The sequence below is a fragment of the Flagellimonas sp. B-3 genome (assembly GCF_056857835.1).
Map to the genome: position 1 here is coordinate 262,988 of NZ_JBSXNW010000017.1, position 11,407 is coordinate 274,394.

Below are 11,407 nucleotides of genomic sequence, written 5' to 3' on the forward strand. Positions count from 1 at the left end.
CATTTACTATGTCATAGTTTATTTGAACCTAGTCATTTAATCTTCTTGTCATTCTTGATTTAACTGCCTTATGCCTCAATCCTGATTTTATTGTCAATTCCAAAAAGTCATTCATTAAAGTTTCCAAACGTCTCCGTTTTGTATCATCCTCTAAACAAACATCTACTACTGACCCAGCTCCGCCAAGTAGCTCTGCCGAAATTACTTTATTTATAAAACCTTCCTTATCCTCCTTATAAACGGTTGATAGAATCTGTATTATCCAATTAGCCTTGTAAGAATAAGCTGAATCACGAAGTATTTCATGAATCTCAGTTAACAAAGTTGTAAATTCATTTTTGTTATCTTCTGAAAAATCTATTTGGTATGTCTTCCTTCTAAATAATCCGAACATCGTTTAAATGTAGGAAATTTCCAATGATTAAGAATTTGCTTTCCGGTGAAAAGGAAAGTAGTCAAACGGTTTTAGTTTTCCTTTTGTGCTTTTTGCAATTAGCCCTTTCCAAAACTTGTTTCTTGTCCCAGAAAAGTCTGCCGCACTCAAGGCATTTTCTTCTTCCTTGGTATGCAAGATATTTATAGAGGGTCTTTTTAGATCCAACATCAATGAGCTTCATTATTTCTTCAATGCTCAGTTTGTTATCCCTGTAATACCGCTCCGCCAACATTGCTTTGTGCAAAGCCTGATCGCTCAAACCAGGTTTTCGACCAATTTTCAAACCACGCCTTCTAGAGCTTTCCAATCCCGCCCGTGTACGTTCAATGATAATATCTCGTTCCAATTGGGCAACTGAGGCAAAAAGGTTGAATATAAACCTTCCGTGTGGTGATGTAGTATCAATGAAGTTCTCCTGAATGCTCTTGAAGTGGATTCCCTTTTGTTCGAAGTTCTCGATAAGTTTGGTCAGGTGTGAAAGGCTTCTGGCTATTCGGTCAAGTTTCCAAACCACTAGTGTGTCACCTTCCCTTAGTATGGATAAAAGTTCATCAAGTCCCTTCCGTTCTGCTTTTGCCCCCGATGAAATATCGGCATAGATGTTCTTGGGTTTGATTCCTTCCTTGAGAAAGGCATCCACCTGCAAATCGTGTTTCTGTGATTTTGTGCTCACTCTTGCATATCTGAACTTCATCTTAGGGGTAATAAAGGGTATATAAGGTAAACTATATAAGTGTACGGAAAAAGTAAACTCTTTAGAGTCAGTAGACTCGTATTATCATAAAAGTTCAATAAAACGGTGCCTAAAAAACCTGGTCTTGAATCAGGAAACGAATTAAAGAGCGAACTAAACGCAGTGGAGTGCTGCAAGCCCCAAATCTTGCCAAACTAACCTTACTGAGCGAGGCAATTTTATCCATTAATCCGATATACTCTTCTCATCATTTGAGGTAATCCAATGGTCTGTTGACCTCAATTTTATATCGTTCCAATCTCCATTCCATTAATTTGAGCTTTAGATTGCTTTTCCATAGGCCCAATTTTGTTTTTTCGTCAAATTGCGTCATTTTTTTCGTCAAAAATTCCCCGTGTTTATAGGGCTTCCCGAAGGGTTTACTGTAGATTTCGGAAAAGTCTACTGTAGGCCCTGATTTTGCAAAGTATTCCAAAATCATTTTAATTAACTGGTTTTCAACTTATTGAAGACCCTAAAACAACCGTGATGGCGCAATTTGCGCATCACCCTCTTGCTATTCCCTTAGTTTAGCGTCGACCATTTACATAGAGCTTTTCCTTTAAGATGATCGTTGTTCAAATGACGGTCGTCTTTAACTCGGGAATACCCTCGGTGACCGTAAGTGGCCACCGACCGATAAAGGAGGATTAGGCGCAAGGAAAGTCCAGGACTTGGGCTTCAACACGGACCAATGACTTATCGGGATTCTAATTATTTCAAAATGGACTAATTCTTATTTGAATTAATTTCAAACATTTAAAATTATTATCTTTATATCGAAAGTTGAATCATCAAGAATTACGACCAAATTAAAAGACAGTAATTCGGTCAACAGTTTTTGTAAGGTCTTAAAATCCTTTAAATATAGGGCTTGCGGAATGAGGTTTGAATCCTGCCGCGGTCACAATTTTAAACCCTTTTTTAAGCCTAAGCACTTGATGTTTAGGCTTTTATTTTGAATATTACTGGGGTCGCACTCAAGTTGAAGTTGATTTTTAAATTATTGATTATCAATAAATTATATTTTAAAAAAACTGGTTTTGTCCCACTAACTACCCACTAGCACGAATCGTTTCTTCCTAAGATTAATCTTTTCTGACAGGTTTTTCTATCTTTAAAGCACCCCCTATATTGGAATTCATTTTTTCCAACACAACTAAATTGTTTAAAGTTTTCATTGATGGAAATAAAGCATACTAATGTTAATATCCCTAAAGAAAAACCTTTTGAGAATTGCAAGCTAAACAGAGCGCCTATTGCTGAAATTATACATCAGGTAAACTATACTCATAAATACTAAAGCTCGAAGCTTATGTCCTTTTGATATCTTAAATAAGGGAATTAAAAAAATGATTGAATCCAATCCAATTTTATTTACTATTATTTGTGTTTTAAACCTACAGGCCATATTCTTAAGTGGACTGATTCTAGTAAAAAAACCAAGACGCTTGGCCAACATCTTTTTAGCCTTATTGGTGTTTTTTTATGCGTTGGTTCCTTTGAACATAGTAATGGTAAATGTGTTGAAAGACTACAACCTGCTTTATATCTTCAGGTATATTCAGATGGAAATGCTTTATGGAATTGGGCCGTGTTTGTATTTCTACACCAAATGCATTACCCAACCAAAATTCAAATTCCAAACAAAACATTTCATCCATTATATTCCATTAGCCTTGGAGTTCATCTTTTACAGGACGGCCATCTACAGGATAGGTTCTAACGGTTTGTATCTAGAGGAAATGCCCACTTATTCTTATATCTATTTAGCAGAGCAATGGTTAGGCGTAATTTCAATTTTAACGTATAGTGTTGTGTCATTAATGATGCTGATTAAATACAAAGACCGGCTTAAAGAGTACTACTCCAAAATTGAACACCTTTCGCATAAATGGTTACAAACGCCAATTATTGTTTTTGCTGGGTACTTTATTTTCTGGCAAATTTTAACTGAGATAGACCGGTTTATTTTTGACAGAGCATACAGAGGATATTACTTCCTGCCAAATTTTGTACTACTCTCTACCATAACGTGTTGGCTAGGGTTTAGAGGGTATATTCAAAAAGAAAGGGAAGTGGTGCTTTTGAAACCTGATAAAAAGACATCAATTGATACACATCTTAAAAAGGATGACGAGTTTCTTGCCGAGTTGAAAATCTTGATGAACACAAAAAAACCTTACCTCAATCCAGAACTGAATCTTTCCATGTTGGCTAAATTGTTAAACATAAAACCAAAAGAACTTTCCACAAAAATTAATCAGAACTGCCATCAAAATTTTTATGATTTAATCAATTCATATCGGGTTGAAGCGTTTAAACACCGATTGAAATCTCCTGAACGAAATCAATTGTCGCTTTTAGGTCACGCCTATGAATGCGGGTTTAATTCCAAGTCCACATTTAACCATGTTTTTAAGAAGTTTACACAAATCACACCTAGTCAATACCTTAAAACCCTCAAAAAAACGTCCGGATAGACGCAGTCGGTCTACAAGACGCTTTTTAATCAATATGTTTGCCGAAAATTAATGAAAATGAATAGATGTTTTTTGAAACTGAAATGTTATAGAAAAATCTTGTTTTGGTGTGTTTTGATTATAAGTCAATCTACGATAGCACAGCAATATTCAAAAGCAGATATTTTATCAGACTTAGCTTATTTAAAAATGTCTTTGGAAGAAACCCATATCAATTTATACGCTTTCATCACAAAAGAGACTTTTGAAAGGAACTATATCGAGGTAAAACAAAGCATTCAAAAAGACAGTTTTAGCAGTCTGGAAGCGAAAAAACTATTTCAACGAATCGTTTCTCAGGTAAACAACGGGCATACCCGAATCCCTTTTCCAATCCCTGAATATATCGCCTATGCCCAAAATGGTGGAACATTGTTCCCGCTAGAAGTGGCCATTGAAAATGGCAAAGCAATGGTAAGAAAAAACTGGTCTGAACATACTGATATTGCAGTTGGAGCTGAATTATTAAATATTAACGGACGACCAATTAAAAAGGTGTTTGAAGATATTTATCCTCAAATTTCTGCCGAACGTTTGTACTTTAAACATGCTCAATTGGAAAACATGACGCTTCCCAGGTTTTACTGGCTGGTTTTCGGAAAGAAGAATAGCTTTGACGTTGAAATTTTAGCAAATGGCAAACGCCGAAAATATCATCTAAAGTCCGTAAGGGCCATTGAAGATTTTGAAATGAAAAGAGGTGATATTTTAAAACATAACAGAAATTTACAGTTTCTTGAAAAAGCTTCTGCCTACATAAGGCCAGGTGATTTTGGAGGCGATTTAGAACAATACAAACACTTCATAGACTCCGTTTTTGTTGAAATAAAGCATAACAACTCCAAAAACCTGATTATAGATTTAAGAAACCATTCCGGTGGCGATGACGCCTTTGGTGATTATTTAGTGTCTTATATCGCCGATAAACCTTTTAAATGGGCATCACGGTTTCAATTAAAAACCAGCAAACAACTCAAAGAAAACACAAGAAGGACGAGAGACACCACCCAAGCCTATTGGCAATCGATTTTAGAACATAAAGATGGTGAAATATATAATTATGATTTTGGATATCAAAAACCTCAACCTAAAGAAAAGCGCTTTACGGGTAAGGTATATGTGATGGTGAATCGGCAATCCTATTCACAATCTACCGTCACCGCCGCTCAAATCCAGGATTACGGCTGGGGAACCATTGTTGGAGAAGAAACAGGAGAATATCCTAATCTTTATGCCTCCATTTACAATTATCCGCTACCAAAAACAGGAGTCACTGTTGATGTTTCTAAAGGTAAAATTGAACGCATAAATGGGGTGGACAAAGGCACAGGTATTATCCCCGATATTCTAATCAAAGACCACTTGTTGGATGAGAAAGATGAGATTTTAGAGGGGGTATTGAAAAGTATAGAAGATTAAATTATAAATTGGCAATTACCAATGGATACAATCAATCCAGCCACACCCTAATCTACAAGTTAACATCAAGGAGTGCTACTTGATTGAAAGGAAGTTAGAATAAAAATTCCTATCCTAAATGACTGTTGCCATGATATTTTATTTAAAGAGCAAGAAGCTTCACTTAGGCATGCTCCAAATGAATGTAGCCTAACCCATTTTGGGCATTTTGCACTGATGGAACAATTCACCTTAAAAAGGAGCAAACCATACAGGTAAATTCACTTCATATTGGATATAGACCCACTGAAACAGTCTTCAAATTCAAATAAATGTTTAGTCTTTTTTACAATCAATAAAGCTGGTTTAAAAAAAACTCTTAGGCTTTTGTATATCCTGATCACCATATATTATTTTTTTGTATAATTCAATTTCAGACTATTTTAGGAATCCAATGAAACATCAACTAAACAAAATGACACCTCAGCATACCTTTTCTTTTTACTTTATATTATTTGCCCTGCTTACAAGCTGTAAATCCAAAACGGACCAATCAAAAGAAAGTGTTGCCACTTCTAAAACAACAGAGCATGTAAAGCCAAGCAAAGCTCCCGGTGAAGCTCCCGGAGGCATGGTGTGGATACCTGGAGGGACATTTTACCAAGGTGCTGTAGAATCGGATAAGATGGCCATGGCACACGAGAAGCCCAGGCACCCAGTTGCAATAGATGGTTTTTTTATGGATATTCATGAGGTAACCAATGCCCAGTTTGCCAAATTTGTTGAGGAAACTGGCTATGTTACCATGGCCGAACGTGAGATTGATTGGGAAGAAATGAAAAAGCAGTTGCCCGAAGGCACCCAAAAACCCCATGATTCCATTCTACAACCGGGTTCTTTGGTTTTTAAAAAAACAAAATCCAGTGTCCCCAACCTGTATGATTACTCCCAATGGTGGGAATGGAAGATCGGTGCCAGTTGGAAGCATCCCAATGGTCCCGACAGCAATATCGATGGCAAAGAAGACCATCCCGTGGTTCACATAGCCTACGAGGATGCACAGGCCTATTGTAAATGGGCAGGGCGTAGATTGCCCACGGAAGCTGAATGGGAGTTTGCGGCCCGTGCCGGAAAAACGGACAGCAAGTTTTTTTGGGGCAACGACATCGATCAACTCAGTTCTCATGCCAATTCTTGGGAAGGCGAATTTCCTGTGGAAAATACGATGGAAGACGGTTTTGAACGCAGAGCGCCGATCATGAGCTATCCCAAAAACGATTTTGGTCTTTACGATATGGCCGGCAACGTTTGGGAATGGACCAGCGATTGGTACAACACCAACTACTATCAAAAGCTGGCTTCGAGCGGAGAGGTCGCACAGAACCCAACAGGGGCAGCAACTGCGTTCAATTCAAATAACCCTTATGCCAAAGAACGCGTCATCAAAGGAGGTTCGTTCCTCTGTAGTGCTTCTTACTGTGCTAGCTATAGAATTTCGGCGCGCATGGCCACTAGTCCGGATTCGGGTATGGAACATTTGGGATTTAGAACCGTTCGCTCAGCGAATATGCCATAATTTTAGTGACCTATGGGTACAGCAATTAAAGTGAACAACAAGATTTCACATGCACTGGATATAAAAATCGAGCCCTTTGATATGAACAAACGCTATACCAGACCACACCGGCACAATAAGTATCTGGAACTGGTTTATTTTAGCAAGGGATCAGGTTTTCACCATATGGATCAAGATTCGTATGAAATCAAACCTCCCATTGCCTTTATCATCAAAAAAGGTGAAGTGCACCATTGGCAGATAAATACCGTACCCGAAGGGTATGTTGTTATAATTAAAGATGGTTTTTTGGACAAAACATTGGATAAACAAATCAAGGTTCATCGACAGTGAATTTGGAAAAAAAGAATTTTAATCGATTATTGAAACCATAAATTATTTAAAAAAGTACTAAATACACAGGAACAATTCCCAGTTTTTGAGTATCCTACACCTCTCCCTCTTTAACAATGCCCACCAAAATCAGGTAGCACCCAAAAGCATTTTTTTATAATGTTCTTTTTGATGGACAGCAAGCACATCTGTATTCTATTTCGAAGGATTCACTATTAGGGAATGATGGCTCTTTCGCAATCATTTGAATCAGTATCGAGTTGAATTATGATATGTTTACTGATCTTGCTCATATTTCAAATCGGTATTTTATTGGTAATTTGAACAATATCCCATGCCTATTGCAATGAAATACTTTTTGCTGTTTACCATCTTCTCTTTCCTCCTATGCTCTTGTGCCCAAAAAAAGGAGCAAATATATCCAGAAAAGCTCCCGATGACCGAATCCGTTTATGCTTCCGCAACCGTGCAGCCCGACAGTATGTATCAGGCGTATTCTGTGGCCATGGGCATTCTGGACAAAATCTGGGTGGAAGAAGGGGATAAAGTGGCCAAGGGAGACCTGATACTACAAATCACCAACACCTCCCCGGAACTGAACCAGAAAAATGCCCGATTGGCCCTCGAATTGGCCAAAAAAAATTACAGTGGCACTGCGGCAGTACTGAGCAGTATCGAGGATGAAATCCAAGCGGCAAAACTCCAGCTCAAAAACGATTCCATAAACTATAACCGTCAAAAAAAACTCTGGAACCAAAACATTGGCTCCAAAGTGGAGTTTGACAACAAAAAACTGGCCTATGAACTATCCCAAAACCGGCTGGAACTCCTAAAAAAGAAATTCGATCAGGCCAAAAACGAACTGGAAACCCAACTTAGACAGGCCGAGAACAATTATAAAACCTCACTCACGACCACCAACGATTTCACCATCAAGAGCAAAATAAACGGAACGGTGTATGCGCTCTACAAAAATCCGGGGGAAATTGTGAATACCGTGGAACCTGTGGCAACCATAGGCAAAAGCGATATGTTTGTTGTGGAGTTGTTGGTGGACGAGGTGGATATCGTGAAACTCCACATCGGGCAGAAGGTATTCATCACGCTAGACTCCTATGGTGAAACCGTTTTTGAAGGTACCTTGGACAAAATCTATCCCAGAAAAGATGAACGTTCACAAACTTTCAAGGTAGAAGCCTTGTTCAATGACCCTCCGGAAACCTTGTATCCCGGCCTTTCCGGAGAGGGAAATATTGTCATTGCCGAAAAGAAAGAAGCCCTTGTCATTCCAAAAACATATCTGATCAATGGGTCCAAAGTGCTTACTGATGAGGGCGAAACATCTGTAACCATCGGACTTGAAAACATGGTTCTAGTGGAGATTCTGGACGGAATCAACGAAAACACGGTCATATACAAACCTGAACCATGATCAATTGGAACGTGATATTGGGCATAGCCAAGACCCATCTTCTCACCAAGATGAAATCCACCGTGACTGCCACCCTGGGAGTCACCTTCGGGATAGGCTCCTACATCACCCTAGTAAGTTTTATGACAGGACTGAACACCATGTTGGATGATCTGGTACTGAACCAAACTCCCCACATTCACATCTATAACGAGATCCGTCCCTCCCCTGAACAACCCATCGCCCTTTATGACGATTTCAAGAATACATTTAACGTGGTGCACTCCATAAAACCCAAATTGAGCCAAAAAAAGATCCACAATGCCCTTCCCATTCTTAATTATCTGAAAAAACAGCCAAACGTGGATGGGGCAACTCCACAGCTTAGGGCACAGATCTTTTATATATCCGGTTCCATGGAGCTGGGTGGCAATCTGATCGGGGTAGATATCATGGAAGAAGTCCGGTTGTCCAACCTACGGGACAATATTGTGGAAGGCTCCCCCGAAGCCTTGAAAAATAATGAGAATGGTATTCTATTGGGATCCGGGCTTGCCGAAAAAATGTCTTTATCCCTTGGTGACAGGGTGCAGATAAGTACGGTGTCCGGAAATATATTTCCCTTGAAAATCGTGGGCATTTACCAAAGTGGCATTGCAGAAGTGGACAATATCCAGAGTTTCACCAATCTGAAGACCGTGCAGCGCATTTTGGGGGAAGCAGAGAATTATGTAACGGATATCAACATCAAACTGCTGGACATTATAGAGGCCCAATCCATGGCAGAACAATTGGAAAAACAGTTCAATGTCAAGGCCATGGGAATCAACGAGGCCAACGCACAGTTTGAAACGGGATCGAACATCAGGAACCTGATCACCTATGCGGTTTCAATTACCCTGCTCATTGTGGCCGGATTTGGCATTTACAACATCTTGAACATGCTCATTTATGAAAAAATGAAGGACATTGCCATACTCAAGGCGACCGGCTTTTCTGGAACGGACGTGCAGCTTATCTTTATGGGGCAGGCCATGATCATTGGTATCGCAGGTGGCATTTTGGGACTGTTGATCGGGTTTGTTCTCTCAAAACTTATCGACCAGACCCCTTTTGAGACGGAGGCGCTGCCCACCATCACCACTTATCCTGTAAATTACGATCCGACCTATTATGTCATTGGGATCATTTTTGCCCTTTTGTCAACCTTTGTTGCGGGCTATTTGCCCTCCAACAGGGCCAAAAATATCGATCCTGTAAAAATCATCAGAGGAACCTGAACCCGCGTTTATGGAATTTGTATTGGAAACCAAGGATATCAACAAATATTTTCACAAGCCTAAGGAATTTCACGTGCTCAAGAACATCTCCTTTGGGATAAAAAAAGGTGAGTTCGCCTCCATCATGGGAAAGTCAGGATCTGGAAAATCCACCTTGTTGTATATTCTTTCCACCATGGACACGGATTATACAGGGCAATTGCACCTCAATAATGACCTAGTAACGGGCAAATCCCAAAGGGAACTGTCCCGCATCCGCAACAAGAATATCGGTTTTGTGTTCCAGTTCCACTATTTGCTGTCCGAATTCAGTGTTTTGGAAAATGTGATGTTGCCTGCCAAAAAACTCGGCGAAAAACCTCTTGCCGAGATTGAACGCAATGCCCAGCAAAAACTTGAAATGCTCCATATAGGCCATTTGGCGCACCAGCGTGCTTCTCGGATTTCTGGAGGGGAAAAACAACGCGTGGCCATCGCACGGGCATTGATCAACGATCCCACCATTTTGATGGGAGATGAACCCACTGGAAATTTGGACAGCCAAAACTCTGAAAACGTGTTCAACATCTTCAAAAAACTCAAGGAAGAACAAGGACTATCGCTCTTGGTGGTGACCCATGATGAGGATTTTGCCAAACGCACCGACCGTATCGTTCAGTTGGAAGACGGCGAAATCATCGTGCAATAAAAACTATCAAACCATTACCTTTCTCCTTCTTGGGTGACGCACATCATTCCACCAGAGGGAGGTTGTATCTAATTTAGTTCCACTTAGTTGTAAAATATTTTATATAACCTAAAAAAAATGTGTCATGTCATTAGTTAAATTTAGAAGCAGACCCTTTGGAAACCTGATCAAATCCAATTTTTTCGATCTTGATGATTTCTTTGAAGACGAAGTATGGGATTCCGACCTCTTAAAAGATAGATTTTGGAACGGAAAAAGCATGATTCCGGCCATGAACATCAAAGAGACCGACAATGATTATGAAATTGAACTTGCAGCACCGGGTTTTGACAAGAAGGATTTCAAAGTAACCATTGAGAACGGATGTTTGAACATTTCCGCAGAAAAATCGACTTCAGAGGAAGAGAAAAAGGCAAATTATACCCGAAGGGAGTTCAGCCACAATTCCTTTGAACGTTCCGTCCAATTGCCAGATACCATCGTGGACGATACTGTAAATGCAAAATACAATGATGGTATACTCCGTTTTAAGCTGTCCAAAAAAGAGGAAGCCAAAAAACAGAAGCCCAAGGTGATCCAAGTCTCATAGATACACCTTGTTACCAATCCCCATTGCAGTTATCCCGACCTTTCATTCCTAAATTTCTGTAATGGGGGTTTTGTATTTGCTCCTATCCATACCATGCAAAACAATGCCTTTGCCCTACCCCTTGGTCATGCCTTTTCAAATAGGTTCATGTCGCTTCTTCCAGTTTCCAAAACAATGCATCTTGGCTTGTGGCCCAACAACCTTAAAGCCATTCATTTGAATACCTAAAACAAACTGGTTTCCAAATATTTATATCAATAAATGAACGCTTTTGAACATGATTATTATCATAGCAACACAGGAAAGCGTATACTATATTTGGTAATATCCTTTTTATTGATTCTTGAAAGTTTTAAACACCCATCAGTCCATAAAAATGATCCATGTTTTTAAAAACTGAAGGGAAATCAAGGAATCCATTTGCTATAATTCACTGTTATG

General features: G+C 39.4%; 11 protein-coding genes. 8 read left to right on the plus strand and 3 right to left on the minus strand.

The annotated features are described in order from the left end of the window. Nucleotides 1-28: 28 nt before the first annotated feature. The 3 genes from AC13CS_RS05980 to AC13CS_RS05990 all read right to left on the minus strand — a co-directional run bounded on the left by AC13CS_RS05980 (nt 29) and on the right by AC13CS_RS05990 (nt 1,611). Nucleotides 29-394, minus strand: coding sequence for a hypothetical protein (locus AC13CS_RS05980; RefSeq protein WP_482888660.1), 366 nt, complete (start codon nt 392-394; stop codon nt 29-31). Nucleotides 395-455: 61 nt separating this feature from the next. Then, nucleotides 456-1,130, minus strand: coding sequence for a recombinase family protein (locus AC13CS_RS05985; protein ID WP_482888661.1), 675 nt, complete (start codon nt 1,128-1,130; stop codon nt 456-458). A gap of 247 nt (nt 1,131-1,377) precedes the next feature. Then, a complete protein-coding gene (locus AC13CS_RS05990) occupies nt 1,378-1,611 on the minus strand; it encodes a hypothetical protein (RefSeq protein WP_293168507.1) in 234 nt (77 codons plus the stop codon). A 1,303-nt stretch (nt 1,612-2,914) separates the two neighbouring features. On the opposite strand from AC13CS_RS05990, the gene AC13CS_RS05995 reads away from it, so the two are divergent. The 8 genes from AC13CS_RS05995 to AC13CS_RS06030 all read left to right on the plus strand — a co-directional run bounded on the left by AC13CS_RS05995 (nt 2,915) and on the right by AC13CS_RS06030 (nt 10,966). Beyond that, nucleotides 2,915-3,652 carry a helix-turn-helix domain-containing protein gene (locus tag AC13CS_RS05995; protein ID WP_482888662.1) on the plus strand — a complete coding sequence of 246 codons (738 nt, stop codon included), beginning with the start codon at nt 2,915-2,917 and terminating at the stop codon, nt 3,650-3,652. A gap of 189 nt (nt 3,653-3,841) precedes the next feature. After that, nucleotides 3,842-5,110, plus strand: coding sequence for a S41 family peptidase (locus AC13CS_RS06000; RefSeq protein ID WP_482888663.1), 1,269 nt, complete (start codon nt 3,842-3,844; stop codon nt 5,108-5,110). A 433-nt stretch (nt 5,111-5,543) separates the two neighbouring features. Further along, the gene (locus AC13CS_RS06005) at nt 5,544-6,665 is read left to right on the plus strand and encodes a formylglycine-generating enzyme family protein (RefSeq protein WP_482888664.1); all 1,122 of its coding nucleotides are present in this window, start codon (nt 5,544-5,546) and stop codon (nt 6,663-6,665) included. Between the two features lie 12 nt (nt 6,666-6,677). Further along, a complete protein-coding gene (locus AC13CS_RS06010; RefSeq protein ID WP_482888665.1) occupies nt 6,678-6,998 on the plus strand; it encodes an AraC family ligand binding domain-containing protein in 321 nt (106 codons plus the stop codon). A 346-nt stretch (nt 6,999-7,344) separates the two neighbouring features. After that, nucleotides 7,345-8,430: an efflux RND transporter periplasmic adaptor subunit gene (locus tag AC13CS_RS06015; RefSeq protein WP_482888666.1), complete on the plus strand. Its 1,086-nt coding sequence runs from the start codon at nt 7,345-7,347 to the stop codon at nt 8,428-8,430. Beyond that, entirely contained in the window at nt 8,427-9,689 is a 1,263-nt protein-coding gene (locus AC13CS_RS06020; RefSeq protein WP_293168519.1) for an FtsX-like permease family protein, read from the plus strand. The genes AC13CS_RS06015 and AC13CS_RS06020 overlap by 4 nt, the downstream gene beginning before the upstream one ends. 10 nt (nt 9,690-9,699) lie before the next feature. After that, complete coding sequence (locus tag AC13CS_RS06025) at nt 9,700-10,377, plus strand: ABC transporter ATP-binding protein (protein ID WP_293168521.1); 678 nt, start codon at nt 9,700-9,702, stop codon at nt 10,375-10,377. Nucleotides 10,378-10,501: 124 nt separating this feature from the next. Next, nucleotides 10,502-10,966 (plus strand): Hsp20/alpha crystallin family protein, encoded by a 465-nt coding sequence (locus AC13CS_RS06030; protein WP_293168523.1) that lies wholly within the window; start codon nt 10,502-10,504, stop codon nt 10,964-10,966. The last annotated feature ends 441 nt before the right edge of the window (nt 10,967-11,407 follow it).

Bases quoted from the DNA above. Each gene is read 5' to 3' on its own strand.
- AC13CS_RS05980 (WP_482888660.1), bottom strand. From the start codon at position 394: ATGTTCGGATTATTTAGAAGGAAGACATACCAAATAGATTTTTCAGAA.
- AC13CS_RS05985 (WP_482888661.1), bottom strand. From the start codon at position 1,130: ATGAAGTTCAGATATGCAAGAGTGAGCACAAAATCACAGAAACACGAT.
- AC13CS_RS05990 (WP_293168507.1), bottom strand. From the start codon at position 1,611: ATGATTTTGGAATACTTTGCAAAATCAGGGCCTACAGTAGACTTTTCC.
- AC13CS_RS05995 (WP_482888662.1), top strand. From the start codon at position 2,915: ATGCCCACTTATTCTTATATCTATTTAGCAGAGCAATGGTTAGGCGTA.
- AC13CS_RS06000 (WP_482888663.1), top strand. From the start codon at position 3,842: ATGTCTTTGGAAGAAACCCATATCAATTTATACGCTTTCATCACAAAA.
- AC13CS_RS06005 (WP_482888664.1), top strand. From the start codon at position 5,544: ATGAAACATCAACTAAACAAAATGACACCTCAGCATACCTTTTCTTTT.
- AC13CS_RS06010 (WP_482888665.1), top strand. From the start codon at position 6,678: ATGGGTACAGCAATTAAAGTGAACAACAAGATTTCACATGCACTGGAT.
- AC13CS_RS06015 (WP_482888666.1), top strand. From the start codon at position 7,345: ATGAAATACTTTTTGCTGTTTACCATCTTCTCTTTCCTCCTATGCTCT.
- AC13CS_RS06020 (WP_293168519.1), top strand. From the start codon at position 8,427: ATGATCAATTGGAACGTGATATTGGGCATAGCCAAGACCCATCTTCTC.
- AC13CS_RS06025 (WP_293168521.1), top strand. From the start codon at position 9,700: ATGGAATTTGTATTGGAAACCAAGGATATCAACAAATATTTTCACAAG.
- AC13CS_RS06030 (WP_293168523.1), top strand. From the start codon at position 10,502: ATGTCATTAGTTAAATTTAGAAGCAGACCCTTTGGAAACCTGATCAAA.